Source organism: Streptomyces sp. NPDC023481, assembly GCF_055560195.1.
Genome location: NZ_JBVHJE010000001.1, coordinates 177,727 through 204,692 on the forward strand (window position 1 = coordinate 177,727; position 26,966 = coordinate 204,692).

Annotated in this window: 23 protein-coding genes; 15 read left to right on the top strand and 8 right to left on the bottom strand. The window is 71.8% G+C overall.

From position 1 onward, the window contains the following. The first annotated feature begins 109 nt into the window (after positions 1-109). From ACZ3ZD_RS00880 to ACZ3ZD_RS00890, 3 genes are all read left to right on the top strand, one after another. Positions 110-892 (top strand): calcium-binding protein, encoded by a 783-nt coding sequence (locus tag ACZ3ZD_RS00880; RefSeq protein WP_467392104.1) that lies wholly within the window; start codon positions 110-112, stop codon positions 890-892. Positions 893-920: 28 nt separating this feature from the next. After that, a complete protein-coding gene (locus tag ACZ3ZD_RS00885; protein WP_467392106.1) occupies positions 921-1,808 on the top strand; it encodes a hypothetical protein in 888 nt (295 codons plus the stop codon). Between the two features lie 198 nt (positions 1,809-2,006). After that, complete coding sequence (locus ACZ3ZD_RS00890) at positions 2,007-2,789, top strand: hypothetical protein (RefSeq protein ID WP_467392108.1); 783 nt, start codon at positions 2,007-2,009, stop codon at positions 2,787-2,789. 110 nt (positions 2,790-2,899) lie between these two features. Here the strand turns inward: ACZ3ZD_RS00890 and ACZ3ZD_RS00895 are convergent, their stop codons facing one another. Then, complete coding sequence (locus ACZ3ZD_RS00895) at positions 2,900-5,296, bottom strand: HAD-IC family P-type ATPase (RefSeq protein ID WP_467392110.1); 2,397 nt, start codon at positions 5,294-5,296, stop codon at positions 2,900-2,902. 58 nt (positions 5,297-5,354) lie between these two features. Continuing rightward, positions 5,355-5,612 carry a DUF2530 domain-containing protein gene (locus tag ACZ3ZD_RS00900; protein WP_467392112.1) on the bottom strand — a complete coding sequence of 86 codons (258 nt, stop codon included), beginning with the start codon at positions 5,610-5,612 and terminating at the stop codon, positions 5,355-5,357. 151 nt (positions 5,613-5,763) lie between these two features. On the opposite strand from ACZ3ZD_RS00900, the gene ACZ3ZD_RS00905 reads away from it, so the two are divergent. After that, the gene (locus tag ACZ3ZD_RS00905) at positions 5,764-7,215 is read left to right on the top strand and encodes an NCS2 family permease (protein ID WP_467392114.1); all 1,452 of its coding nucleotides are present in this window, start codon (positions 5,764-5,766) and stop codon (positions 7,213-7,215) included. Positions 7,216-7,234: 19 nt separating this feature from the next. Here the strand turns inward: ACZ3ZD_RS00905 and ACZ3ZD_RS00910 are convergent, their stop codons facing one another. Further along, positions 7,235-7,417: a ribbon-helix-helix protein, CopG family gene (locus ACZ3ZD_RS00910; RefSeq protein ID WP_467392116.1), complete on the bottom strand. Its 183-nt coding sequence runs from the start codon at positions 7,415-7,417 to the stop codon at positions 7,235-7,237. Between the two features lie 165 nt (positions 7,418-7,582). On the opposite strand from ACZ3ZD_RS00910, the gene ACZ3ZD_RS00915 reads away from it, so the two are divergent. After that, on the top strand, positions 7,583-8,020 hold the full coding sequence (locus ACZ3ZD_RS00915; RefSeq protein ID WP_467392118.1) for a MarR family winged helix-turn-helix transcriptional regulator: 438 nt from the start codon (positions 7,583-7,585) through the stop codon (positions 8,018-8,020). Positions 8,021-8,119: 99 nt separating this feature from the next. After that, a complete protein-coding gene (locus tag ACZ3ZD_RS00920; RefSeq protein ID WP_467392120.1) occupies positions 8,120-9,391 on the top strand; it encodes an MFS transporter in 1,272 nt (423 codons plus the stop codon). 178 nt (positions 9,392-9,569) lie between these two features. Here the strand turns inward: ACZ3ZD_RS00920 and ACZ3ZD_RS00925 are convergent, their stop codons facing one another. Then, complete coding sequence (locus ACZ3ZD_RS00925) at positions 9,570-10,106, bottom strand: GNAT family N-acetyltransferase (protein ID WP_467392122.1); 537 nt, start codon at positions 10,104-10,106, stop codon at positions 9,570-9,572. Positions 10,107-10,144: 38 nt separating this feature from the next. Here ACZ3ZD_RS00925 and thpR point away from each other — a divergent pair, with 38 nt between their 5' ends. Next, entirely contained in the window at positions 10,145-10,717 is a 573-nt protein-coding gene (thpR, locus tag ACZ3ZD_RS00930; RefSeq protein WP_467392124.1) for an RNA 2',3'-cyclic phosphodiesterase, read from the top strand. A 314-nt stretch (positions 10,718-11,031) separates the two neighbouring features. Here thpR and ACZ3ZD_RS00935 read toward each other — a convergent pair whose 3' ends face one another. The 3 genes from ACZ3ZD_RS00935 to ACZ3ZD_RS00945 all read right to left on the bottom strand — a co-directional run bounded on the left by ACZ3ZD_RS00935 (position 11,032) and on the right by ACZ3ZD_RS00945 (position 13,438). Further along, on the bottom strand, positions 11,032-12,024 hold the full coding sequence (locus tag ACZ3ZD_RS00935) for an aldo/keto reductase (RefSeq protein ID WP_467392126.1): 993 nt from the start codon (positions 12,022-12,024) through the stop codon (positions 11,032-11,034). Between the two features lie 57 nt (positions 12,025-12,081). Beyond that, positions 12,082-12,666, bottom strand: coding sequence for a Uma2 family endonuclease (locus ACZ3ZD_RS00940; protein WP_467392128.1), 585 nt, complete (start codon positions 12,664-12,666; stop codon positions 12,082-12,084). Positions 12,667-12,754: 88 nt separating this feature from the next. Then, positions 12,755-13,438, bottom strand: coding sequence for a GDSL-type esterase/lipase family protein (locus ACZ3ZD_RS00945; protein WP_467392130.1), 684 nt, complete (start codon positions 13,436-13,438; stop codon positions 12,755-12,757). Positions 13,439-13,583: 145 nt separating this feature from the next. On the opposite strand from ACZ3ZD_RS00945, the gene ACZ3ZD_RS00950 reads away from it, so the two are divergent. Together ACZ3ZD_RS00950 and ACZ3ZD_RS00955 are read left to right on the top strand one after the other, a co-directional pair. Then, positions 13,584-14,582, top strand: a complete 999-nt coding sequence (locus tag ACZ3ZD_RS00950) for a WD40 repeat domain-containing protein (RefSeq protein WP_467392132.1) — start codon at positions 13,584-13,586, stop codon at positions 14,580-14,582. Positions 14,583-14,754: 172 nt separating this feature from the next. Beyond that, entirely contained in the window at positions 14,755-16,302 is a 1,548-nt protein-coding gene (locus ACZ3ZD_RS00955; RefSeq protein WP_467392134.1) for an alpha/beta hydrolase, read from the top strand. A gap of 70 nt (positions 16,303-16,372) precedes the next feature. Here ACZ3ZD_RS00955 and serC read toward each other — a convergent pair whose 3' ends face one another. Further along, positions 16,373-17,491 (bottom strand): phosphoserine transaminase, encoded by a 1,119-nt coding sequence (gene serC / locus ACZ3ZD_RS00960; protein WP_467392135.1) that lies wholly within the window; start codon positions 17,489-17,491, stop codon positions 16,373-16,375. 198 nt (positions 17,492-17,689) lie between these two features. On the opposite strand from serC, the gene ACZ3ZD_RS00965 reads away from it, so the two are divergent. The 6 genes from ACZ3ZD_RS00965 to ACZ3ZD_RS00990 all read left to right on the top strand — a co-directional run bounded on the left by ACZ3ZD_RS00965 (position 17,690) and on the right by ACZ3ZD_RS00990 (position 26,947). After that, the gene (locus tag ACZ3ZD_RS00965; RefSeq protein ID WP_467392137.1) at positions 17,690-20,695 is read left to right on the top strand and encodes an FAD-binding and (Fe-S)-binding domain-containing protein; all 3,006 of its coding nucleotides are present in this window, start codon (positions 17,690-17,692) and stop codon (positions 20,693-20,695) included. Beyond that, positions 20,692-21,447 carry a metallophosphoesterase family protein gene (locus ACZ3ZD_RS00970; RefSeq protein WP_467392139.1) on the top strand — a complete coding sequence of 252 codons (756 nt, stop codon included), beginning with the start codon at positions 20,692-20,694 and terminating at the stop codon, positions 21,445-21,447. Before ACZ3ZD_RS00965 ends, ACZ3ZD_RS00970 begins: the two co-directional genes overlap by 4 nt. 211 nt (positions 21,448-21,658) lie before the next feature. Beyond that, a complete protein-coding gene (locus ACZ3ZD_RS00975; RefSeq protein ID WP_467392141.1) occupies positions 21,659-21,790 on the top strand; it encodes a hypothetical protein in 132 nt (43 codons plus the stop codon). 91 nt (positions 21,791-21,881) lie between these two features. Then, a complete protein-coding gene (locus ACZ3ZD_RS00980) occupies positions 21,882-23,843 on the top strand; it encodes an ABC transporter ATP-binding protein (RefSeq protein WP_467392143.1) in 1,962 nt (653 codons plus the stop codon). A 125-nt stretch (positions 23,844-23,968) separates the two neighbouring features. Next, the gene (locus ACZ3ZD_RS00985; protein WP_467392145.1) at positions 23,969-24,916 is read left to right on the top strand and encodes an EamA family transporter; all 948 of its coding nucleotides are present in this window, start codon (positions 23,969-23,971) and stop codon (positions 24,914-24,916) included. A 318-nt stretch (positions 24,917-25,234) separates the two neighbouring features. Further along, on the top strand, positions 25,235-26,947 hold the full coding sequence (locus ACZ3ZD_RS00990) for an NAD-dependent malic enzyme (protein ID WP_467392147.1): 1,713 nt from the start codon (positions 25,235-25,237) through the stop codon (positions 26,945-26,947). The last annotated feature ends 19 nt before the right edge of the window (positions 26,948-26,966 follow it).

Here is a 26,966-nt window from a genome sequence, read left to right on the forward strand (position 1 = left end):
GGTGGCGTCCCGCACAGCCGCGGAAAAAGTGAAGATCCCGTACAACCTCTGATGGGTGCCGTTGATCTGATCATGCGCAAACAGCTCATGATCACGGGGAGACACACCCATGCGTATGCGAGTCGCCGGTTCGGCCGTCCTCGGCGCCCTGGCGCTGTCCGTTCTGGCCGTTCCGGCCGCGCACGCGGCGGACGCCCACCGCGGTGACACCAAGATCTCGAACGTGGTGGTCAACGGCGGCAAGCCCGTCGTGGTCGGCGCGTCCGGGACCAAGACCTTCACGGTGTCCTTCACCGCCACCGACGACTCCGGCATCTCCTGGGCGCAGGCGATCCTGTACCACGGCAAGGACATCAAGCACGCCGACAGCGGTGCCGTCGCCAACACCGCCGACCAGCGCTCCGTCTGCACCAAGGTCAGCGCCACCAAGGCGAACTGCAAGGCGACGTACACGCTGGCGGCCCGCAAGAACCTCATCAACGAGGTGGCCGGCGGCTGGAAGGTCTGGGCGATCGCCCAGGGCAAGGACTCCGACTACGTCAAGAAGGAGAACGCCAAGACCTTCCAGGCGCAGCGGCTGGCCAAGCTGACGGTCGACGCCTCGCCCGAGCCCGTGAAGAAGGGCGGCACCCTCACCGTCACGGGCGCCCTCACCCGCGCCAACTGGAACGGCGGCACGTACTCCGGCTACGCCGGCCAGTCCGTGAAGCTCCAGTTCCGCAAGAGCGGATCGAACACGTACAGCACGCTGAAGACCGTCAGGACGGACTCCAAGGGCCGTCTGAAGGCCACGGCCAAGGCCACGGCCGACGGCTACTACCGCTTCTCCTTCGCGGGCACCTCGACCACCCCGGCCGTCCACGCCGCCGGTGACTTCGTCGACGCGAAGTAAGCGCACCACCCACACTCAGGGACAACACATGCGTATTCGCGCCACCGTGGCCGCCGTCTCCGGCGCCCTGGCCCTCTCCGCCCTCGCCCTCCCGGCCGCCCACGCGGCCGACGGCGGCCCGTCCTACCGCTCCGCCGCCCTCCAGGCCGCCGCGCACCACACCCCCGGCAAGGGACTCCGCGCCGCCACCGCCGCGCCGATCGGCGACCTGGACGTGTCGTTCTCCGACTTCCGGATCACCAAGTCGATCAAGGTCGGCACCACGAACAAGGTCACCACCACGGTCACCTACAAGCTGACCCACGGCGCCGACGTCGACATCGACCGCGACACGTTCCTCACCGGCCCGCTGATCTACCGCGGCCCCGCCGAGAACCCGGAGAACATCCAGGGCGGCGACGGGCCGGCCACCTGCGTCGCGACCTCGGCCACCACGGCCACCTGCAAGGGCCCGATCGACATCCGCCCGCGCACCAGCGACCAGGACCTGAAGCTGCGCAACACCCAGGCCGGCACCTGGCACGGCGCGGCCATCGCCTTGGACTTCGACAGCGAGAAGTCCTCCGTCCAGTTCGGCCTGGGCTCCACCCTGGTCCAGCGCAACTCCACGCTGACCGTCAACGCCGCCCCGGAGCCGGTGAGGAAGGGCGGGACCCTCACCGTCACCGGCAAGCTCTCCCGCGCCAACTGGGAGGACCACAAGTACCACGGCTACACCGGCCAGTCGGTGAAGCTCCAGTTCCGCAAGAAGGGCTCCAGCACCTACACCACGCTGAAGACCCTCAGGACGGACTCCACGGGCGCCCTGAAGACGACGGCCAAGGCCACGGCCGACGGCTACTACCGCTTCTCCTTCGCGGGCACCCCGACCACCCCGGCCGTCAGCGCCGCCGGTGACTTCGTCGACGTGAAGTAAGCGACACCGTTCCGGCCCCGGGCGCGCAGGCCGCACCCGGGGCCGGAACGTTTCTTCTCACTTGTGCCACGTACGGGTAATCGTCAGCCCAAATCCGGCCGGGAATCGATCTTGCGGTACAACCACCGGTGCGTCTCGCGGATCTGATCGCCTGAGTCGACCGACTCCACCATCACTTCTCCCACCAGGGAAACGCACATGCGCATACGTGCCACCGTGGCCGCCGTCTCCGGCGCCATGGCCCTCTCCGCCTTCGCCGTGCCCGCCGCCCACGCGGCCCCCGCGGCGCCGAACGTCACCTTCTCCGCCGTGAAGGTCAACAACGGTACGGCGATCAGCATCGGGGCCACCTCCACGGTCAAGGTCAAGGCGACCTACACCGTCACGCACCCCGCCAGCGTCTCCATGGCCACCATCGAGACCGGCCCGGTGCTCTACCGCGGCACCTCGGCCAAGGACGCCGACACCCAGGTCGTCAGCGACGACGCCGGCACCTGCACCACGGTGGACTCCACCACCCTGCACTGCACGGCCTCCCTCACCCTCCCCGCCGACGAGCTGTACAACTCGGACGCCGGCACCTGGAAGGAGGGCGGCGTCGCGATCGACACGAAGGCCAAGACCACGAACTGGCAGAGCGACCTCGGCACCCTCCCGGTCCGCCGCACGACCAAGCTCACCGCCGACGCCACCCCCGAGCCGGTCACGAAGGGCAAGACCCTCACCGTCACCGGCAAGCTGACCCGCGCCGACTGGGAGCACGGCACCTACACCGGCTTCAGCAGCCAGTCGGTCAAGCTCCAGTTCCGCAAGGCCGGCAGCACCACCTACACCACCGTCAAGACGATCACCTCGTCCTCCACGGGCGCGCTGAAGACGACGGTGACGGCCGGCTCCGACGGCTACTACCGCTACAGCTACGCCGGCTCGACCACCTCCTCGGCGGTCAGCGCCGCGGGCGACTACGTCGACGTGCGCTGAGGCAGGCCCACCCCACCGACGGCCGCGCCACCGGTCCCGCACCGGCGGCGCGGCCGTCGCGCTGTGCGGCTTCCACTGCGGTGCCGCCTGGGCAGGGAAGCGGCGGTCGACTAGTCGGGGCAGCGGCGGTCGACCCGTCGCCACAGGTACTCCAGGGCCGCCGACGCCACCACCGCCACGCCGACCGCCGTCCACGGCATCGCGAGTCCGACCAGCCGCAGGGCGAAGAAGCTCTGGAGGGCGGGGATCGCGAGGACGAGCAGGAAGGCCAGGGCCATCGCGGCCACCAGGGCCACCCGCCACCAGGTGTACGGGCGGGCGATGATCGCCAGCACCCACATGGAGATCAGGAACAGGGTCAGGGTGGCGGCGCTCGTCTCCGCCCCCAGGGCGCCGGGCCCGCTGTAGTGGTGGCGGGCCAGCAAATAGGTGACGAAGGTCGCGAGGGCCGCCAGCAGCCCGCCCGGGAGCGAGTACCGCAGCACCCGGCGGACGAAGTGCGGTCTGGCCCGCTCGGTGTTCGGCGCCAGGGCCAGGAAGAAGGCCGGGATGCCGATGGTCAGGGTGGACAGCATCGTCAGGTGCCGGGGCAGGAAGGGGTACTCCACCTGCCAGCACACCACCAGCACCGCCAGCAGCACCGAGTACACCGTCTTCACCAGGAACAGCGTCGCCACGCGCGTGATGTTGCCGATCACCCGGCGGCCCTCGGCGACCACCGACGGCAGGGCCGCGAAGCTGTTGTCCAGCAGCACGATCTGCGCCACCGCCCGGGTGGCCTCCGAACCGGAGCCCATGGCGACCCCGATGTCGGCGTCCTTCAGCGCCAGGACGTCGTTCACCCCGTCGCCGGTCATCGCGACCGTGTGCCCGCGCGCCTGGAGCGCGCCCACCATGTCCCGCTTCTGCTGCGGGGTGACCCGCCCGAAGACGGTGCCCGCGTCCAGGGCGCTCGCCAGCGCGGGCCCGTCGGCGGGCAGCCGCCGCGCGTCCACCGCCGTACCGTCCAGGCCCAGCTTCCCGGCGACCGCGCCGACCGACACCGCGTTGTCACCGGAGATGACCTTGGCCCGGACGTCCTGCTCGGCGAAGTAGCGCAGGGTGTCGGACGCGTCGGGCCGCAGCCGCTGCTCCAGGACGACCAGGGCGGTGGCGCGGGCGCCCCGGGCCGGCTCGGGGTCGTCCAGGTCGCGGCGCGCGCGGGCCAGCAGCAGTACCCGCAGCCCCTGCTCGTTCAGGTGCTCGGTCTCGGCCAGGGCCGGATCGCCGGGCGGGAGGAGGACGTCGGGGGCGCCCAGCAGCCAGGTGCTGGTCTCGCCGTCGCCCTCGCTGAAGGAGGCCCCGCTGTACTTGCGGGCGGAGGAGAAGGGCAGCGACTCCACGCACCGCCAGTCCTCGCTGTCCGGACAGGCGTCGATGATCGCCTGGAGGGAGGCGTTGGGCCGCGGGTCGGACTCGCCGAGCGCGCCGAGCACCTTGCGGACGTACGACTCGTCGGCCCCGTCCAGCGTCCGCAGCTCGCTGACGTCCATGCCGCCCTCGGTGAGCGTGCCGGTCTTGTCCAGGCAGACGGTGTCGACACGGGCCAGGCCCTCGATGGCCGGCAGCTCCTGCACCAGGCACTGCCGGCGGCCGAGCCGGATGACCCCGATCGCGAAGGCCACCGAGGTGAGCAGCACCAGCCCCTCGGGGACCATCGGCACGATCCCGCCGACCGTGCGGGCCACGGCGTCCTTCACGTCGTCGTTCTTGACGACGAGCTGGGTGATGACGAGTCCGACGGCCGCCGGGACCATCATCCAGGTGACGTACTTGAGGATGGTGGAGATGCCGCTGCGCAGCTCGGAGTGGACGAGCGTGAAGCGGGAGGCCTCCTCGGCGAGCCGGGCGGCGTAGGCCTCCCGGCCGACCTTGGTGGCCGCGAAGGCGCCCCCGCCCGCGACCACGAAGCTGCCGGACATCACCGGGTCGCCGGGGCGTTTGACCACGGGGTCGGCCTCGCCGGTCAGCAGCGACTCGTCGATCTCCAGCCCGTCTGCCTCCGCGCACACCCCGTCGACGACGATCCTGTCCCCGGGCCCGATCTCGACCAGGTCGTCCAGCACGATCTCGCTGGTGGCCACCTCGGCCGCGACCCCGTCGCGGCGGACCGTCGGCCGGGCCTCCCCGACCACCGCGAGCGCGTCCAGGGTCTGCTTGGCCCGCCACTCCTGGACGATGCCGATGCCGGTGTTGGCGAGGATCACGAAGCCGAAGAGGCCGTCCTGGATCGGCGCCACGACCAGCATGACCAGCCAGAGCACGCCGATGATCGCGTTGAACCGGGTGAGGACGTTGGCCCGGACGATCTGCCCCAGCGACCGGCTGCTGCGCACGGGGACGTCGTTGACCTGGCCACGCGAGCGCCGTTCCGCCACTTCCGCACCGGTCAGCCCCGACGGCCGGCTCACCGGCAGGGCCACGGGGTGGACGGGGTCCAGTTCGGCGCCCGCGTCTATATGGCTCATGCATTCGACGGTACGTGGGTCCGTGTCCGCCCGCCGCACGAACGCGCCGGGCCGGGTGTCAGGTCCCCGGCTCGGCCGCCGACCGCTTGATCGCCGCGTCCCGCCGGCGCACGTACCAGACCCCGATCAGCCCCAGTCCGCCCCCGGCCAGGCACGTCCACAGCCACCACAGGTGGCCGTGGTCCTCGAACCAGCCGTAGAAGGGGAGCTGGACCAGGAAGAGGACGAACCACACGATCGTGCCGCCGGTGATGGTGGCGACCACGGGCCCCTCAAGGGGCTCCGGCGCCTCGTGCTGAGGGGTCCACTTAGCCATGGGCCCAGCTTATGCGCCACCGTCGTCTACGCGCGGAGATAGCGATCTGTCCCTCATACCTTCATACTGATTTCGTTTGTCTCTGACCGCTTCTGATCGTAGGAAACTCCAACGGGGCTCGGGGGAACCCCCGCTGGGGATGAGGTCCTCCATGTCCACCTCGGCTCCCGCCAAGGTCCCCACCCCCGAGAAGCCGGGCGGCTCGCCCGCTTTCGGCGCCCTCGACCGCTACTTCAGGATCTCCGAGCGCGGCAGCAGCCTCGCCCGCGAGGTCCGCGGCGGTCTCGCCACCTTCTTCGCGATGGCGTACATCATCGTGCTGAACCCGATCATCCTCGGCAGCGCGAAGGACATGTACGGGCACCACCTGGACAACGGTCAGCTGGTGACGGCCACCGCGCTGACGGCCGCGTTCTCCACGCTGCTGATGGGCGTCATCGGCAACGTGCCGATCGCGCTCGCCGCCGGCCTCGGTGTGAACTCCGTCGTCGCGCTCCAGCTCGCGCCGCGCATGTCCTGGCCGGACGCCATGGGCATGGTCGTCCTCGCCGGTTTCGTGGTCATGCTGCTCGTCGCCACCGGCCTGCGCGAGCGCGTGATGAACGCCGTGCCGTTCGGCCTGCGCAAGGCGATCTCCATCGGCATCGGCCTGTTCATCATGCTGATCGGCCTCGTCGACTCCGGCTTCGTCACCCGGATGCCGGACGCCGCCCAGACCACCGTGCCGCTCCAGCTGGGCACCGGCGGTCACCTCACCGGCTGGCCGGTGCTGGTCTTCGTCCTCGGCGCGCTGCTCACCTTCGCGCTGATCGTCCGCAAGGTGCCGGGCGCGATCCTCATCTCCATCGTCGGCATGACGGTCCTCGCCGTGATCATCAACGCGGTCGCCACGATCCCCTCCTGGGGTCTGACCGTCCCGAAGTGGCCGGGCAATCCGGTCGCCAGCCCCGACTTCGGCCTGGTCGGCCAGGTCAGCCTGTTCGGCGGCTTCTCCAAGGTCGGCGTGCTGACCGGCATCCTGTTCGTCTTCACGGTCCTGCTGTCGTGCTTCTTCGACGCGATGGGCACGATCATGGGCATCAGCGACGAGGCCAGGCTCACCGACGCCGAGGGCTACATGCCCGGCATCAACAAGGTCCTCTTCGTGGACGGCCTCGCGGTCGCCGCGGGCGGCGCCGGCTCCTCCTCGGCCACCACCGCCTTCGTGGAGTCCACGGCCGGCGTCGGCGAGGGCGCCCGCACCGGCCTCGCGAACGTCGTCACCGGCGGCCTCTTCGCCGTGGCGCTGTTCCTCACCCCGGTCGCCACCATGGTCCCGTCCCAGGCGGCCACCCCGGCGCTGGTCGCGGTCGGCTTCCTGATCCTGTCGAACTCCGTCAAGGAGATCGACTGGGCGGACTACACCATCGCGGTCCCGGCCTTCGTGACGATGCTGATGATGCCGTTCACCTACTCGATCACGAACGGCATCGGCATGGGCTTCATCACCTTCGTCCTGCTGCGGCTGGCCGCCGGCCGGGGCCGGGAGGTCCCGGTGCCGATGTACGTCGTCTCGGCCGTGTTCGCCTTCTACTACCTGATGCCGGCCCTGGGCCTCACCTGATCCCCGGTGCCGGGAGCCCTCAGGTGACCCCGTAGAACCTCTCCGTCTCCTCGACGGCGGTCCGGAACCGCTGGTCGAAGTCATCCCGAATGAGCGTCCGGACGACATAGTCCTGGACGCTCATTCCTCTTTTCGCCGCGTGGTGCCGGAGCCGTTCGAGCAGCTCCCCGTCTATCCGCAGGCTGAGCACACTGGTCCCCATGCCTACGAGGGTCGCCACAGCAGGCCGCCCGGCGCGTCACTTTCCGGAACCGGCTCACTCATACGGGTGATCGGAGGGTGACGGGAGGGTTCAGTGGCGGGAGTCACGGCGACGCGGGCGCGCGCGACTGGTCTTTAGCGAGAGTAATGAGTTACGCTAAGGAACATGCCGGACCTTTCCCATGGCGACGACGCTGCCGCCGTGAACGCTCTCCGTTCCGCCGTGATGCGGCTGTCCCGTCGCCTCAAGCACCAGCGGGTCGACGAGTCGCTGAGCCCCACCGAGATGTCGGTGCTCGGCACCCTCTTCCGCTGCGGTAGCGCCACCCCGGGCGAACTCGCCCGCAAGGAGCACGTCCAGCCGCCGTCGATGACCCGCATCGTCGCACTGCTGGAGGCCAAGGGCCTGGTCCGGCTGGAGCCGCACCCCGAGGACCGCCGCCAGAAGGTCGTCACCCAGACCGAGCAGGCCGAGGCCATGCTGCTGGAGAGCCGCCGCAAGCGGAACGCCTTCCTGGCCGGCCTGATCGAGGGCCTCGACGAGGACGAGTGGGCCGCCCTGCGCGCCGCCGCCCCCGTGCTGGAGAAGCTCGCACACCTGTAAGCACCACCGAAGGAGGCGACCCGTTTGAGTACGGGACCCGGAGCACCTTCCGCCCCCGCACCGATACCTACCACCCCCGGCGTCACCCGTAGGTCCTCGATGTTCAGCTCGCTGAAGATCCGGAACTACCGCCTCTTCTTCCTCGGCCAGGTCGTCAGCAACACCGGCACCTGGATGCAGCGCATCGCGCAGGACTGGCTGGTCCTCAGCCTCACCGGATCCTCCGCGGCCGTCGGTATCACGACGGCCCTGCAGTTCCTGCCGATGCTGCTGTTCGGCTTGTACGGCGGTGTCCTCGTGGACCGGCTGCCCAAGCGGCCCACCCTGCTGGTCACCCAGTCCTCGATGGCCGTCACCGGTCTCGCGCTCGCCGCGCTGACCCTCACCGGCCAGGTCCAGGTGTGGCACGTGTACGTCGCCGCGTTCGCCGTCGGCCTCGCCACGGTGGTCGACAACCCCGCCCGGCAGTCCTTCGTCTCCGAGATGGTCGGCCCCGAGCAGCTGCAGAACGCGGTCAGCCTGAACTCGGCGAACTTCCAGTCCGCCCGGCTGGTCGGCCCCGCCGTCGCCGGCCTCATGATCACCGGAGTGGGCACCGGCTGGGCGTTCCTCGCCAACGGCCTGTCCTTCGCCGCGCCGATCACCGGCCTGCTGCTGATGCGCGCCCGCGAACTGCACGCGGTCCAGCGCGCGCCGCGCGGCAAGGGCCAGCTGCGCGAGGGCCTCAGGTACGTGGCCGGCCGGCCGGAGCTGATCTGGCCGATCGTCCTGGTCGGCTTCATCGGCACCTTCGGCTTCAACTTCCCGGTGTGGCTGTCCGCCTACGCCGACGACGTCTTCGACGCCGGCGCCGGCGCCTACAGCCTCTTCAACACCCTGATGGCCGTCGGCTCCCTGGTCGGCGCCCTGCTGGCCGCCCGGCGCGGCACGGCCCGGCTGCGCGTCCTGATCGCCGCCGCGCTGGCCTTCGGCACGCTGGAGACCGTGGCCGCGGTGGCACCGTCGTACTGGCTGTTCGCGCTGCTCATGGTGCCGATCGGGATGTTCGGCCTGACGGTGAACGTCACCGCGAACACCGCCGTCCAGATGGGCACCGACCCGGCCATGCGCGGCCGGGTGATGGCCCTGTTCATGATGGTGTTCATGGGCGGTACGCCCCTGGGCGCGCCGGTGGTCGGCTGGATCACCGACACCTACGGCGCCCGCGTCGGCTTCGCGGCCGGCGGCCTGGTCTCGGCCGCGGCGGCCGCCACGATCGGCCTGATCCTGGTCCGCATCGGCGGCCTGCGCCTGTCCCTGGCCTGGCACCGCGGCCACCCCCGCGTCCGCTTCGTACCGCGGGAGAGGGAACAGCTGGCCACGGCGGCCTGACGGCTGCCTGCGGCGCGCGGGCGGTCTCGGCGGTGCGGCGTATGCCTCCGGCGCGCGGGCGGTCTTCGCGGTGCGGTGTTCGTCTGCGGCGCGTGGACCGGGTCGGGGGTGGCCGACGGCCGTCGGCGGCCGTCGGCGTGACCGTCGGGTGCCGGGCCGGAGGGGCGACCGGGGTGGTTCAGGAGCCGGTCTGGTCGACCCTTCGGGCCAGTACCTGGCCGGGCCAGTCGTGGGGGCCGTGGGTGTAGGTGTGCGTCGGGGTGAAGCCGTTGGCCTCGTAGTACGCGACGAGCCTGCGGTCGCCGCCCGCGTAGCAGTCCACGCGCAGCAGTCCCACGCCGGCCCGCCGGGTCACCTCGGCGGCGTGCGCGAGCAGGGCGCTGCCCGCGCCGCGGCCCTTGAAGCGGCGGTCGGAGGCGAGCCAGTGGATGTACCGCTCGGGCTCGCCGGGCGGCGGCAGGTGGGACAGGTAGGAGCCGGGCGCGTCGGTGAGGGTGAGCGTGGCCGCCGGTACGCCGTCCACCTCGGCGATGTACGTGGTGCCCGCGTCCATGGCCCGCACGACCGCCTGCACCGTCTTCTCGTGCTGCGACAGCGGCTCGGTGCCCCACTGCACGGTCCGCCCCTGGGAGACCAGCCACTCCACACTGCTGTCGAGCATGCCGAGTATCGCCGGCAGGTCGTCCGGACCGCCCTCTCGAATGATGATCGTCACGGCCCCATCATGCCGCCGGGATCTGCCATGGTGCACCCATGAGACTCTTCGCCGCCGTACTGCCCCCCGAGGACGTCGTCGACGAACTCGCCACCGAGGTGGTCCGGTTGCGGCGGCTGCCGGACGCCGGCCGGCTGCGCTGGACCGACCGCCCCGGCTGGCACTTCACCCTCGCCTTCTACGGCGAGGTCCCCGACGACGTCGTACCCGCCCTCGCGGACCGGCTGGCCCGCGCGGCGCACCGGTCGGCGCCCTTCTCCCTCGCCGTGGCCGGCGGTGGCCAGTTCGGCCGGGGGCGCGCGCTGTGGACGGGAGCCCGGGGTGACGTGGAGGCGTTGCGGCTGCTGGCCGACCGGGCGGAGGCGGCGGGGCGCAGGGCCGGGGTGCCGATGGCGGAGCACCGGCGCTACCGGGCCCACCTGACGCTGGCCCGCAGCCGGGACGCGGTCGACGTACGGCCGTACGTGCGGTTGCTCGCCGAGTTCGCCGGCCGGAGCTGGACCGTGGCCGACGCGGCGCTGGTGCACAGCCGTCTGCCGACGTCCGGGGTGCCGGGGGAGCAGCCGCGGTACGAGGTGGTCGACCGCTGGGCGCTGGGCGGGGCCGGTTAGTCTCGCTACGTGGACCCGAAAACCCGGAACCGGATCATGGCCGGTGTGCTTGTTCTCCTCTTCGTCGTGGTGGCCCTGGCGTCGGCGCTCAGGTAGCGCCCGTTCCGCGTGCTCGCGCTCCCGCGCGGCGAGGCCGCACTCGCACGGCGGCCGCACTCGCACGGCGGCCGTACCCGCGCGGCGGGCCCGCGCCCGCAAGGCGGCCGCACCGACCTGGCGGGGCCGCACGCCGCGTGCGGCCCCGCCGGGTGCGGCTCACGGGCGGCGGGGTCCGCGGCCCCCGCGCGGGTCCGTCCCGGCCGTTGCCCGGTGAGCTACCAGGCGAAGGCCTCCGGGGACGGCCCCGGACCCGGGAAGATCTCGTCCAGGCTCTTCAGCAGCTCCTCGCCCAGCTCCAGCTCCACCGCCCGGAGCGCCGACTCCAGCTGTCCGGCGGTGCGCGGGCCGACGATCGGGCCGGTCACGCCGGGCCGGGTGAGCAGCCAGGCCAGGGCCACCTCGCCGGGCTCCAGACCGTGCTTGTCGAGCAGGTCCTCGTACGCCTGGATCTGCGCGCGGGCCGACGGGTCGCCCAGCGTGTCGGCGGCCCGGCCGGAGGCGCGGCGACCGCCCTGGACCTCCTTCCTGATGATCCCGCCCAGCAGCCCGCCGTGCAGCGGCGACCAGGGGATGACCCCAAGGCCGTACTCCTGCGCGGCCGGGATCACCTCCATCTCGGCACGGCGTTCGGCGAGGTTGTACAGGCACTGCTCGCTGACGAGCCCGATCGTGCCGCCGCGCCGGGCCGCGACCTCGTTGGCCTGGGCGATCTTGTAGCCGGGGAAGTTGCTGGAGCCGGCGTAGAGGATCTTGCCCTGCTGGACGAGGACGTCGATCGCCTGCCAGATCTCCTCGAAGGGGGTGTTCCGGTCGACGTGGTGGAACTGGTAGAGGTCGATGTAGTCGGTCTTCAGCCGCTTCAGACTGGCGTCCACCGCGCGTCGGATGTTCAGCGCGGAGAGCTTGTCGTGGTTGGGCCAGGAGTCGCCGTCGGGGGCCATGTTCCCGTACACCTTGGTGGCGAGGACGACCTTGTCACGCCGGTCGCCGCCCTTGGCGAACCAGTTCCCGATGATCGACTCGGTACGGCCCTTGTTCTCGCCCCACCCGTAGACGTTGGCCGTGTCGAAGAAGTTGATACCCGCGTTCAGCGCCGCGTCCATGATGGCGTGGCTGTCGTTTTCGTCGGTCTGCGGACCGAAGTTCATGGTCCCGAGAACGAGCCGACTGACCTTGAGTCCCGTGCGTCCGAGCTGCGTGTACTCCATGGTCCCCCAGCCAACGACTTCGAGTGCCCTCTATGCAAGGGCTTTCGGGCCGGGTGGTCAGTCCCGGGGGAAGTCGCCGGTCGTGAGGACGAGGCCGACCACGGTGCCGGTCAGGTCGACGTCGGTGCCGAAATCCACCCGGGTGCTCACGGCGTAGTCGCCGTCCTTGGGGTCGGTGTGAACGTGGCACCGCCGCTGGTAGGGGTCGGCGATGAGGTACACAGGGACCTCGGCGGCGGCGTAGGCCGTCCGCTTGGGGCCGTAGTCGTTGTGCGCCGTTCCCTTGGAGATGACCTCCGCGACGAACTCGACGTCGCCGCAGCGCCAGAGCCCTCCGGGCGTCTTCTCGGCACCCTCGGCCACGAGAGTGACGTCGGAGCAGAATCCGTTGAGGTGACCCGGGTAGTCGATGCGGACGTCCGACTTGACGCGCCTGCGCGGGTACTTGGTGCGGAGCCGCTCGCAGATGGCGGCGATGATCTCCCAGTGGGTGTCCCGCTGCGACGTCATGAAGATGGCCCCCTCGACGATCTCGACCTTGTATCCCTCGGGGGTGGTCTGCTCAAGCGACTCGAACAGGGCGTCCAGAATCGGCTCGTCGCTCTCCTCGGCCATCTCGATCCTGTCTTCGAGGACGGTCATCGTGGCGCTCCTCCCCGGCTGGCCCACGGGCAGAGGCGGCCGCGCGGTACAACGACAGGCATCCCGGCCGGGAGACGCCGGATTCCGGTCAGCTTGTTCCGGACGCGTACCTCCGTCCGACTCCCCACGCCTCCCGCATCGCCCCCGCGAACGCCTCGGCGATCCGGTGCTCCCCGCGGGTGTTGGGGTGCGTGCCGTCGTAGGTGTCGGTGTGGATGTCGTACGACGAGGGCGGCGAGGCCAGCAGCAGGGGCGAGCGTGGTTCGTCCAGGTCGGCGGCCGTCTTGGCGAGGAGCACGTTGAAGCGGTCCACCTGCTCGGCGAAGAGCGGGTCCGCCGCCGCGCGGATGTTCGGGACGACCGGCAGCAGCACCATCCGGATGCGCGGGTCCGCCTCGCGCGCGCCCGCGACGAACGCCCGTACGTTCTCCGCCGTCTGCTCGGCGTTCGTGTAGAAGCCCAGGTCGATCAGGCCGAGGGAGACCAGCAGGACGTCGGGGCGGTGGTCGCGGACCGCCTCGCCGATCAGCGGGGCCATGTGCAGCCAGCCCTCGCCCCAGCCCGCGAGGTGGGAGCGCGGGAAGTCGGGGTCGGCGTACGCGAGGGACGTCGGGGCGTCGGCCTGCTGGTCGTACAGCGTCTCGCGCGGCCCGACGAAGGTGAACGGGCCGTCGTACGCCACGCACAGGTGTTGCCACAGCCGGTAACGCCATGTGTGGTCGCCCGCGCTCCCGATCGTCATGGAGTCGCCCACGGGCATGAACCTAAGCATGCGCTCATCATGGACGATCCCGGTGACGGGTGGGATCGGCGGGGCTTGTGAGGCGGACCACGTCTCCCTGCCGCGGCCCCTGAGTCACCGGTGGCCGTGTCTCCCGCGTCCCCCGAACCCCCGGAGGGAATGGCAGGCTTGGGGCATGCGTCGATCGTTCGCCGTTCTCGCCGGGGTGCTGCTCGCCGGTGCCTGCGTGCTCCCCGCCTCCGCCGCCGACGGAACCGCCGGAACCGCCGGGGGGACCGCCGACGGGCCGGGGGACCGGGGTTTCACCCTCAAGGACCCGCGGATCACCGAGTCCAGCGGACTCGCCGCCTCCCGGCTGCACCCCGGCGTCTACTGGACGCACAACGACAGCGACGACGGGCCGTACGTCTACGCCGTGGACAGCGCGACGGGAAAGACCGTCGCCCGGATCACCCTGCGCGGCATCGGCTCCCCGCGGGACGTCGAGGCCATCTCCATCGGGCCGCGCAACGAGATCTACCTCGGCGACATCGGCGACAACCTCGGCGGCAAGTGGCCGTACGTGTGGATCTACCGGCTGCCCGAGCCGAAGAAGCTGACCGACCAGACCGTCACGGCCACGCAGTACGTCGTGAAGTACTCCGACGGGCCGCGCGACGCCGAGTCGCTGCTCGTCCACCCGAAGACCGGGCGCGTCTACATCATCGACAAGAAGGAGGACGGCGGCCACCTCTACGAAGGCCCGGCGGTCCTCTCCACCTCGAAGGCGAACGTCTTCGAACCCGTCGCGCCCGTCGACCTGTGGGCCACCGACGCCGCCTTCTCCCCGGACGGCCGGCAACTCGCCGTACGCGGCTACTTCGGCGGCATCTACTACGACTGGAACGGCGGCCGCATCAAGCGCGAGGGGGCCCTGGACGTCCCGTTGCAGGGGCAGGGCGAGTCCCTGTCGTACTCCGTCGACGGCAGCAGACTCATGTACGGCAGCGAGGGCGCGAACAGTGCCGTACAGGCCGTGGGCGCCCCGGACCGCCCGGACGCGAAGTCCTCCTCCGTGAGCGGCGGTTCCGGCGACCCGGCCGGGGCCGGCGGCACGAGCCTGAAGGTCGGCGCCGTGATCGTCGTGGCCGGCGCGGCGGCCCTGTTCGGCCTCCTGCGGCTGCGGCGCCGCTGAACCGGGGGCGGTGGGGGCGGACGGAGAACAGCCCCTTCGGGTTCTCCTCCGCAAGTCCCGTTCCGTGTCCACCGGGAGAGGGAGCAAGTCCGCCCCGCAGAAGGATTCGTACGACCCCCAGAACACGAAATCGTCGTTCCGTCCCGTAAGTTGACGGAAAGGAACGGCCATCGTGCGGACAGGACGCCTGGCGCCCTTGCTCGCCGCGGGGATCACGGCAACGCTGCTCCCCGCCCTCGCCCCGGCGCAGGCCTCCGCGGCGGAAAACCTGACGAAGTTCGAGAGCCAGCGGCCCGCGTGGCACAGATGCGACGCGTCGGAGCCCGCCGCGTTCCAGTGCGCCACGATCAAGGTCCCGCTCGACTACAGCCGGCCCGACGGCAAGACCATCAAGCTGGCCGTCTCCCGGTTCAGGACCAGCGTGCCCGGCAAGCGGCACGGCGTGCTCCTCTTCAACCCCGGCGGCCCGGGCGGCGAGGGCCTGGACATGCCCGCCGGGATGAAGGGCCTCCTGCCCGCGAAGGTCCGCGAGCAGTACGACCTCGTCGGGTTCGACCCGCGCGGCGTGGGCCGGAGCACCCCGGTCACCTGCGGTCTCACGACGGCGGAGCAGAACACCCAGCACCCCTACAAGGCGCAGACGTTCAGCCGGGACGTCAAGTGGGCGCGGACCGTCGCCGACAAGTGCCGTACCAGGAACGGCGACAAGCTGCCGTACATCACCACCCGCAACACCGCCAGGGACATGGACGTCATCCGTGCCGTCCTGGGCGAGAAGAAGCTCTCCTACCTGGGGTACTCCTACGGCACCTACCTCGGCGCCGTCTACGCGCAGCTGTTCCCCGGGCACACCGACCGCTTCGTGCTGGACAGCTCCGTCGACCCGGCCCGGGTCTGGCGCGGCATGATCCAGATATGGGCGCAGGGCAGCGAGCCGGCGTTCACCCGCTGGACGAAGTGGACCGCGCAGCACAACCGCACCTACAAACTCGGCACCACCGCGGCCCAGGTGAAGAAGACGTTCTGGAACCTGGTCGCCCGGGCCGAGCGCACCCCCATCGACTACGGCGGCGAGAAGTTCACCGGCGACGACATCCGCTCCGGCCTGCGTCCCGCCTTCTTCTCACCCAAGTTCGCGGCCGAGGCGGTGGTCGACCTCAAGAAGGCCGCGGCCGGCCATGGTTCCTCCCACCACAGCCTCCTGCCGGCCGGCCCCCGGCAGTCCCCGCGCTGGTCGCCGGCGGCCGCGCAGCCTCCGGCGGACAACGGCTCCGCCGCCTTCTGGTCGGTGCTCTGCGGCGACACCGCGGCCTGGCCGCGCGACCCGGAGCAGTACCGGCGCGACGCGGTCCGCGACAAGGCCAGGTACCCGCTCTACGGCGACTTCGCCTCCAACATCACGCCCTGCGCGTTCTGGGACCGGCCGGCCGAGCCCGTCACCAGGGTCGACAACAAGGTCCGCCTGCTGACCGTCCAGAACCAGTGGGACTCCCAGACCCCCCTGGCCAGCGGCCTCGGCATGCACCGCGCCCTGCACGGCTCCCGGATGGTGTACGTCAGGGGCGGCGAGGGCCACGGCGTCTACAGCGGCAACCCCCACGCCTGCGCCGACCGCACGGTCGACACCTACCTCAGCACGGGCAAACTCCCGCCCCGGGACGTGACCTGCACACCACCGGCCGACCAGAACGTGAAGCGCCCTCTGCTGCCCCGCTTCTGACGCCCAAGTGAGCCAAGGGCGCCCGGTGTTCGTCACCGGGCGCCCTTCGTCGTCGTATCGCCGGGGACGGCTACAGCTTCTCGATCACGTAGTCGACGCACTTCGTGAGCGCCTCGACGTCCGCCGGGTCGATCGCCGGGAACATGGCGACGCGCAGCTGGTTGCGGCCCAGCTTGCGGTACGGCTCGGTGTCCACGATGCCGTTGGCGCGCAGCACCTTGGCGACGGCGGCGGCGTCGATCTCGTCGGAGAAGTCGATCGTGCCGATGACCTGGGAGCGCTTGGCCGGGTCGGAGACGAACGGGGTGGCGTACTTGGCCTCGTCCGCCCAGCTGTACAGGCGGGTCGAGGAGTCCTTCGTACGGGCCGTGGACCAGGCGAGGCCGCCCTGGCCGTTGAGCCACTCCAGCTGCTCGTTCAGCAGGAAGAGGGTGGCGAGGGCCGGGGTGTTGTACGTCTGGTTCTTGCGGGAGTTGTCGATCGCCGTGGGCAGCGAGAAGAACTCCGGGACGTGCCGGCCGGAGGCGTGGACCCGCTCGGCGCGCTCGATCGCGGCCGGGGAGAAGACGCCGATCCACAGGCCGCCGTCGGAGGCGAAGGACTTCTGCGGGGCGAAGTAGTAGACGTCGGTCTCGGCGATGTCGACCGGCAGGCCGCCCGCGCCGGAGGTGGCGTCCACTAGGACGAGCGCGCCCTCGTCGGCGCCGGCCACGCGCTTGATCGGCATGGCGACACCCGTGGAGGTCTCGTTGTGGGTGAAGGCGTAGACGTCGACGCCTGCCTCGGCCCGCGCCTCCGGGTGGGTACCGGGGTCGGAGGCGATGACGGTGGGCTCGGCCAGCCAGGGCGCGAGCTTGGCCGCCTTGGCGAACTTGGAGGAGAACTCGCCGAAGTTCAGGTGCTGCGACCTGTTCTCGATCAGACCGTGCGTGGCGATGTCCCAGAAGGCGGTGGAGCCGCCGTTGCCGAGGACGACCTCGTAGCCCTCCGGGAGGGAGAACAGCTCGGAGATGCCCTCGCGGACCTTGCCGACCAGGTTCTTCACCGGCGCCTGCCGGTGGGAGGTGCCCAGCAGGGACGTGCCGGTGGCGGCGAGGGCGTCCAGCGCCTCGGTCCGTACCTTGGAGGGGCCCGCGCCGAAACGTCCGTCGGCGGGCTTGATGTCAGCGGGAATCTGGATGTCGGCCACGGGACGAGGTTAGCCGGTGGGGTAGAGCGGGGTGGAGACGTGTCCGTTCGATGAGACGAGATCACCGCGACGCGGGCTTGTGGGGTTGTACGACGATAAGGGCGGGGTTGTGGAAAACTTTCGGTGACTGTCGGTGATCGGATGCATGCTGGTCGCATGACGGATCACGGGGGGACGGATCACGTGGGGACGGATCACATGGGTACGGATGACGTGGGTCGCGAAGCGGAGACGGACCACGCGGGTCACGGCCACGCGGGGTTCGATCGCGTGGGTCTCGAGGCGGAGCTGCGCGGCGCCGTGCGGGGCGAGGTCGGCTTCGACGCCACCGCCCGGGCCCTGGTCACCATGGACGCCTCCAACTACCGGCGCGTCCCGCTGGGCGTCGTCGCCCCCCGTGACACCGACGACGTGGCCACCGTGCTGGAGGTGTGCCGGGCGCGCGGAGTGCCGGTGGTGGCGCGCGGCGGCGGCACGTCGATCGCCGGACAGGCGACCGGCACCGGCGTGGTGCTCGACTTCACCCGGCACATGACCGGCCTGCTGGAGCTGGATCCGGGCAGCCGGACGGCCGTCGTCCAGCCGGGGCTCGTCCTCGACCGCCTCCAGGAGGCCGCCGCCCCGCACGGCCTCCGCTTCGGCCCCGACCCCGCCACCCACGGCAGATGCACGCTCGGCGGCATGATCGGCAACAACTCCTGCGGATCCCACTCGGTCGCCTGGGGGACCACCGCGGACAGCGTGCGCGAGCTGTCGGTCGTCACCGCGCGCGGGCAGCGGCTGCGGCTCGGACCGGACTGGGCGGGCGCCCCCGACGGGCTGCGTGAACTGGCCGAGGGCGAACTGGCCCGGCTGCGCACCGGCTTCCCCGACCTGCCCCGCCGCATCTCCGGGTACGCCCTGGACGCACTGCTGCCCGAGAAGGGCGCCGACGTCGCCCGCTCCTTCTGCGGCTCCGAGGGCACCCTCGGCATCCTCACCGAGGCCGTGGTCCGCCTGGTCGAGACACCCCGCGCGCGTGCCCTGGCCGTCCTGGCGTACGCCGACGAGAGCGCCGCCGCCGAGGCCGCCGCCGGCCTGCTGCCCCTGCGGCCGCTCACGGTGGAGGGCATGGCCGCCGACCTGGTGCCGCCCGGGTCCGGGCTGCCCGAGGGAGGTGCCTGGCTGTTCGTGGAGACCGGCGGGGACACGGCGGCGCAGGCCCGTGCGCGGGCCGAGGAGATCGTGCGCGCCGCAGACGTCGTGGCCGCCCTGGTCGTCACCGGACCGGCGGAGCAGCGGGCCCTGTGGCACCTCCGCGAGGACGCGGCCGGCACGGCCACCCGGATGCCGGACGGCACGGAGGCCTGGCCCGGCTGGGAGGACTGCGCGGTACCGCCCGCCCGGCTCGGCGCCTACCTGCGCGACTTCCGCGCCCTGCTGTCGGCCCACGGCCTGCGCGGCGCGCCGTACGGCCACTTCGGCGACGGCTGCATCCACGTCCGCATCGACTTCGACCTGCTCACCGGGGCCGGCGTCGGCCGCTTCCGGCGCTTCTCCGAGGAACTGGCCGACCTCGTCGTGGCACACGGCGGCTCCCTGTCCGGGGAGCACGGCGACGGCCAGGCCCGTGCCGAGCTGCTGCCGCGGATGTTCGGCACGGAGACGGTGGCGCTGTTCGAGCGGGCCAAGGCCGTCTGGGACCCGGACGACCTGCTCAACCCCGGCATGCTGGTCCGCCCGGCGCGGCTGGACGAGAACCTCCGCTTCTCCGTCCTGCCGAGCCGCCCGGTCGACGTGGCCTTCGGCTACCCGGCCGACGGCGGCGACTTCACCGCGGCCGTCCGCCGCTGCGTCGGCGTCGCCAAGTGCCGTACGACCACGGTGGCCGGCCCCGCCGTCATGTGCCCCTCCTTCCGCGCCACCGGCGACGAGCGGCACTCCACCCGCGGCCGGGCCCGGCTGCTGCACGAGATGCTCGCGGGCGAGGTGATCACCGACGGCTGGCGGTCCACGGAGGTCCGGGACGCGCTCGACCTCTGCCTGTCCTGCAAGGGCTGCCGCTCGGACTGCCCGGTCGGCGTCGACATGGCCACGTACAAGGCGGAGTTCCTCCACCACCACTACGCCGACCGCCCCCGCCCCGCCGCCCACCACAGCATGGGCCGCCTCCCGGAGTGGCTCCACCGGACCACCCGCACCCACACGGCCGCACTGTTCAACACCCTGGCGTCCGTGCCCCCGTTGGCCCACCTCGCCAAACGCCTGGCGGGAATCACTCCGGAACGCCGGCTCCCCCGCCTGGCGACCCGGACGTTCACGCGGTGGTGGCGGGGGCGGGGAGCCGCGCAAGCCCCGTCGACCGGCTCCGCGTATGGCCAGGCGACCGCCGACGCGGGGGAGCCGGCCGTCCAGGACGCCGGGAAGCTGGTCGTCCTCTGGCCGGACACCTTCACCGAGCACCTGGCGCCGTCCGTCGGACAGGCCGCCGTCCGCGTGCTGGAGGCGGCCGGGTTGCGGGTGGCTCTTCCGCCCGGCCGGGTGCCCGGCCGCGGGGCGATCGGGGACGGCAGGACGAGGGCGGTGACCGCGCTGCTCACGGCACGGCGGGCCCGGGTCTGCTGTGGACTGACGTACGTCTCCACCGGCCAGCTGGACCGTGCCCGCACGGTCCTGCGCCGCACCCTGGACCTGATGGAACCGGTACTGCGGGCCGGGGTCCCGGTCGTCGTCCTGGAACCGAGCTGCGCCGCGGCCCTCCGCAGCGACCTGCCGGAACTCCTGCCCGACGACCCGCGAGCCGCCCGGCTGTCCGCCGCGGTGCTCACCTTCGCCGAGACGCTGGAGCGCCACGCCCCGCACTGGACCCCGCCCACCGTCGACCGCCCGGTGGCCGGCCAGACCCACTGCCACCAGCACGCGGTGCTCGGCGACACCCCGGACCGCCGGCTGCGCGCCGCCGCCGGCCTCACCGGCGAACTGAGCGGAGGCTGCTGCGGTCTGGCGGGAAACTTCGGCTTCGAGAAAGGCCACTTCGAGGTCTCCCGCGCCTGCGCGGAAGAACAACTCCTGCCCGCGGTCCGCCAGGCACCCCCCGGCACGGTCATCCTGGCCGACGGCTTCTCCTGCCGCACCCAGCTCGACCAGCTCGCCGGGGTGAGGGGCCACCATCTGGCCGAGGTGCTGGCGCAGGCACTGGACGCGTCCGCGGGGGGCGGCGAGTGACCGACGAATACAGCCGTCTGGCGGTCCTCTCCGACATCCACGGCGTGCTGCCCGCCCTGGAGGCCGTCCTGGCGGAGCCCGACGTGGCCGCCGCCGACCGGATCGTCCTCACCGGGGACATCACGGCGGGCCCGCAGCCGGCCGAGGTGCTGGACCTGCTGCGGCAGCAGGGTGACCGGGTGCTGTGGATCAGCGGGAACGCCGACCGGGAACTGGTGGAGTACCGGCGCGGCGAGCGCACGGAGATCCCCGACCCCATCGGCCCCTACGCCGCCCAGGCGCTGCGCACCGACCAGGTCGACTTCATGGCCGCCCTCCCCAGAACCCGCACCCTGCGCGTCCGCGGCCTCGGCACGGTCCTCTTCTGCCACGCCACCCCACGCGACGACGAGGAGATCGTCCTGGTCGACTCGCGCCCGGCCCGCTGGGCCGAGGTCTTCGCCGGCCTGCCACCCGGTGTCGGCACGGTCGTCTGCGGCCACACCCACATGCCCTACGTGCGCCTGGCCCACGGCCGCCTGGTGGTCAACCCGGGCAGCGTCGGCATGCCGTACGGCCGTCCCGGCGCCCACTGGTGCCTCCTCGGTCCCGGCACCGACCTGCGCGTGACGCCGTACGACATACCCGCGGCGGTGGCCCGTCTGACGCGGGAGTGCGCCTACCCGGACATCGCCGAGTGGGCCGACTACTTCCCGCACGCCCGGGCGACGGACACGGAGGTACTGGAGGCATGGGGACCGGCCGAGTCCTAAGGGCACGCTCAGCTCTGGGTGGCTTCATAAGAGAACTCTCAGGTTCGGGCGGGTCTCTCAGGAAGCCCAAAGGTATTCACAGCAGGCCCTTGCCGAATTCGCCGTCGCGGCTCCCGGCCGGCGTGTAGGTTCTTCGATGTCGGGTTCCGGACGCGGAATTCCGCACCACAAGAACAGCACCGCAAGAACAGTGCGACCCAAGGAGTCGGAAATGAGTTTCAAGAAGCTGGCCCCGCTGCCCCCCAAGCCCAGGACGAAGCAGCTCCCCCCGCCGCCGCACCCGAAGCCGAAGAAGCACGGCCCGAAGCCGCTGCCCAAGCCGCTGCCCGGTCAGGACCGCTGATCCGACGCTGAGCTGAAAGGGGTCGATGGTGCACCGTCGGCCCCTTTTTTATTTCCCCTTCCGTAGGTAGGTGATTCAGAAAGGATCCCTGATGGCCGACGGTGGTGAAGAATTCGAGTACGAAACACCCACCATTCCCGCCCGGGTAGCGTTCCGTCGTTTCTTGCCGCTGACAAAAGGGCTCAGGAAATGGCTGCTGATCGTCTGGCTGTGCACGGTGCTCGCCGCGCTCGCCGAGACCGAGGCCATCCTGTTGTTCGCCGAACTCACCGACCACGCCCTGCAGAAGGGATCACTGGCCGCGTTCTGGAGCCCGGCCGTGCAGTGGCTGGGCATCGCGGTGGCCGGCGCGCTCGTCGCGTACGCGGGCAACTCGCTGGCCGCGTGGGCCACCGAGCGGTTCGTGATGCGGCTGCGCGAGCACGTCTTCGACCACGTCCAGCGACTCCCCCCGCACTTCTTCCAGCGCCACCGCCAGGGCGACCTGCTGTCCCGGCTGACCAGCGACGTCGAGGCGATCGAGACGATGGTCGTGTCCGGGCTGGTCGGCGCCGCCTCGGCGGCCTTCTCCGCCCTCTTCTACGCCGTCGCCGCGTTCTGGCTGCGCTGGGACCTCGCCGCCGCCACCTTCGTCCTCGCCCCCCTGTTCTGGCTGGCCGCCCGCCGTTTCTCCGGCTCCATCAAGGACGTCTCCCGCGAGGGCCGGGTCGCCGACGGCGCGATCACCTCCGTGGTGGAGGAGTCCCTCGGCAACATCGTGCTCACCCAGGCCTACGACCGCCGGGACGCCGAACGCCGCCGGCTGCACGAGGAGGCGAACGCCTGGTTCCGCGCCTCCGTCCGCTCCACCCGGCTGAACGAGGCCTACGAGCAGCTCGTCCAGGTCATCGAGACGGTCTGCGTGCTCGCCGTCATCGGCATCGGCGCCTGGGAGATCTCCACCGGCCGGATGACCCTCGGTCAGCTCCTCGCCTTCGCCGCCTTCCTCGGCTACCTCTACCCGCCCGTCCGCGGCCTCGCCCAGCTCGGCCTCACCGTCACCGCGGCCACGGCCGGCGCGGAACGGCTCATCGAGATCCTGGACGTACGGCCGTCGGTCACCGACCCCGTGCGGGGCGCGCAGGTGGGCCGCCCGGACGGCGCCGTCGAGGTGCGGGACGTCTGCTTCCGCTACCCCGGCGCCGACCGGACCGCCCTGGAGGGCCTCTCCTTCGCCGTCCGCCCCGGCGAGCTGGTGATCGTCACGGGCCCCAGCGGCGCGGGCAAGTCCACGGTGTCCAAGCTGCTGCTGCGCTTCTACGACCCGGACGCCGGCGACGTCCTCCTGGACGGCGTACCCCTGCGGGACTTCCCCCTGGCCCGACTGCGCGAGTACGTCACGCTGCTCCCGCAGGAAACCCTGGTGCTGCACGACACCGTGCGCGCCAACATAGCCTGCGGCCGGCCCGGCGCCAGCGACCAGGCGATCGAGGAGGCGGCCAGGGCGGCCGACGCCCACGACTTCATCAGCAGGCTCCCCGACGGCTACGACACCCGGGTCGACCCCCACTCGGCCCGGCTGTCCGGCGGCCAGCTCCAGCGCCTCGCCATCGCCCGCGCCCTGCTGCGCGACGCACCCGTCCTGGTCCTGGACGAACCGACGACGGGCCTGGACGCGATGGCCGCCCGCCGCGTGGTCAAACCGCTGCGCCGGCTGATGGCCGGGCGTACGACGATCATGATCACGCACGATCTGAACCTCGCCCCCGACGCCGACCGCATCATCGTCGTGGACCGGGGTCACATCGTGGAGACCGGCCGCCACGAGGAACTGCTCGCCCGGGGCGGGGCCTACGCCCGGCTGCACCGCTCGCAGAACAACGCGGTCCTGGACACCGGGGAGCTGCGCATGCCGCTGTGGGAGGAACGGCAGCCACCGGCACCGGCACCCGTACCCGCGGCGGCACCCGCACCCGCGCCGGCGTACGAGTACGGACAGTGGCAGGGGTACGGCGACGGACCCGCCTACGGGCAGGGGCAGGGGCACGGGTACGGCTACTGGACGGGCGGTTGATCCCAGCATCCGGGACAGTCGCATAAAGGGTTCACGCACCTGTCGAGGTCCACTACCCTGGACCTGGTAGTACATCGCGATGCACGCATCGATCAAGCGCACTCGATCAAGCACCAGGACCGCCCGTGACCGCCGCACCCCGCACCTCATCGCCGTCCCGAGCCACCCCCGCCCCCGCCCCGGCCGGAGGCAACCGCGGCGCCGGCTCGCTCGGACCGGTCGGGCTGGTGCTGGCCGGCGGTATCTCGGTGCAGTTCGGCGGCGCGCTGGCGGTGACCCTGATGCCCCGGGCCGGCGCGCTGGGCGTGGTGACCCTGCGCCTCGTCGCGGCGGCGGTCGTCCTCCTGCTGGTCTGCCGGCCCCGGCTGCGGGGCCACTCCCGCACGGACTGGGGCACGGTGATCGTCTTCGGTATCACCATGGGCGCGATGAACGGCCTGTTCTACGAGGCGGTGGCCCGTATCCCGCTGGGCGCGGCGGTCACCCTGGAGGTCCTGGGCCCGCTGGCCCTCTCGGTCCTGACCTCCCGCCGCGCGATCAACGCGCTCTGGGCCTGTCTGGCCCTCGGGGGCGTGTTCCTGCTCGGCGGCGGAGGCTTCGGCAATCTGGACCCCCTGGGGGTCGCCTTCGCCCTGGGGGCCGGAGCCATGTGGGCGACCTACATCATCTTCAGCGCCCGTACGGGTCGCCGCTTTCCGCAGGCCGACGGTCTGGCGCTGGCCATGGCCGTCGCGGCCCTGCTCTTCCTGCCCATCGGCATCGCCGACGCGGGCAGCCGGCTGCTGAACCCCACCACCGTCGCCCTCGGCTCGGCGGTGGCCCTGCTGTCCTCGGTCCTGCCGTACACCCTCGAACTCCTGGCCCTGCGCCGCCTGCCGGCCCCCACCTTCGCCATCCTGATGAGCCTGGAACCCGCCCTCGCGGCCACGGCCGGCTTCCTCGTCCTCGGCCAGGCCCTCTCCGCGACCGAGGCCGCCGCGATCGCCCTGGTCATCGCGGCCAGCATCGGCGCGGTACGCACCCAGGTAGGCCGAGGCAGGACCACCACGCCCTCCGCCCCCGTCAGCCCCTGACCGCCTCCCCACCCGAGAAGCCGTAACCGCCCGGCCCCCGGGCGCCCGCCTCTCCCGGGGACCGCTTTCGCCCGCCGCCCCCACGCCCAGCGCCTTACCTCCGCCCCCGGCCCCCCGCACCCGGCCCCCGGCACGCCTCACCCGGCCTCCGGCCCCCGGCACCCCGGAGTCGACCCCCGGCAAGCGGCACCCAGCCCCCGGCCCGGCACGTGGCTCCCGGCCCCCCCCGCCGTCCCGTCCACCCCCCTCCCCGCGGGCCGGCATGCACGCGAACCCCGCTTTGGGGAAACCCGGGATGTCGACGGAAAGGCGGATCCCATGACCGATGCTCATGTCACCACCCCCAAGCCGCTGAAGATCACCGCGCGCGGGCGGGCCGTGCTCGCCGACCACCGGATCAACCGGGGTACGGCGTTCACCGAGGAGGAGCGGCGGGCGCTCGACCTCGTCGGGCTCGTCCCGCCGCACGTGCTCACCCAGGACGAGCAGGCCGAACGGGCCTACGCCCAGTACCGGGAGCAGCCGAACGACCTGGCCAAGAGCGTCAACCTCACCAACCTGCACGACCGCAACGAGACGCTGTTCTACCGGCTCGTCGGCGACCACCTCGAGGAGATGCTGCCCATCGTCTACACCCCGACCGTGGGCACGGCCATCCAGCGCTACAGCTACGAGTACCGCCGCCCGCGCGGGGTCTACCTCTCCGTGGACGCCCCCGACGACATCGAGCGCTCCCTGCGCGCGAGCGGCCTGGGCGCCGACGACGTCGACCTGATCGTGGCCACCGACGGCGAGGGCATCCTCGGCATCGGCGACTGGGGCGTGGGCGGTATCGACATCGCGGTCGGCAAGCTGGCCGTCTACACGGCCGCCGCCGGCATCGACCCGCGCCGCACCCTGCCCGTCATGCTCGACGTCGGCACCAACCGCAAGGAACTCCTCGACAACCCCCTCTACCTCGGCAACCGGCACCCGCGCGCCGACCGCGACACCTACGACGCCTTCATCGACGCCTACGTCACCGCCGCCACCCGGCTGTTCCCGAACGCCCTGCTGCACTGGGAGGACTTCGGCACCGCCAACGCCCGCCGCATCCTCGACCGCTACCGCGACCGGGTGTGCACCTTCAACGACGACATCCAGGGCACCGGCGCCGTCAACCTCGCCGCCGTGCTGTCCGGCGTCCGCGCCACCGGCACGCCCCTGACCGAGCACCGGATCGTGGTCTTCGGCGCGGGCACCGCCGGGATCGGCGTGGCCGACCAGCTGCGCGACGCGCTGATCGCCGAGGGGCTGTCCGAGAGCGAGGCGCTCGCCCGGTTCTGGTGCGTCGACCGGTACGGCCTGCTCACCACCGACCAGGGCGACAAGCTCCGCGACTTCCAGCAGCCCTACGCCCGCCCGGCCGACGAGGTCGACGGCTGGCGCCGGGACGAGAGCCTGCCCGGCATCCCGCTGGACGAGGTGGTCCGGCAGGCCCGGCCCACCATCCTCATCGGCACCTCCGGCCAGGGCGGCGCGTTCACCGAGGACCTCGTCCGCGCGATGGCCGAGCACACCGAGCGCCCGATCATCCTGCCCATGTCCAACCCGACCGACCTGGCCGAGGCCACGCCCGCCGACCTGCTCGACTGGACCGACGGCAAGGCGCTGGTGGCGACCGGCAGCCCGTTCGCGCCGGTCGAGCGGGACGGCAGGACGTACGAGATCGGGCAGGCCAACAACGCGCTGGTCTTCCCCGGGCTCGGCCTCGGCGCGATCGTCGCCCGCGCCTCCCGGGTCACCGACCGCATGCTGCGCGCGGCGGCCGACGCGGTGGCCCGCCGTACCGGTGACACCGAGGTCGCGCACGCCGACGCGCCGGTCCTGCCGCCGATCGGGGACCTGCGCGCCACCTCGGAGGCGGTGGCCGTGGCCGTGGCTCGCGCGGCGGTGGACGAGGGGGTCGCCCGGGCCGGTCTGGACGACGTCGAGGCGGCAGTACGGGAGGCCCGGTGGGAGCCGGTCTACCCGCCCGTGGAAGCGGTGTGACCGTCCAGCAATTCATGCA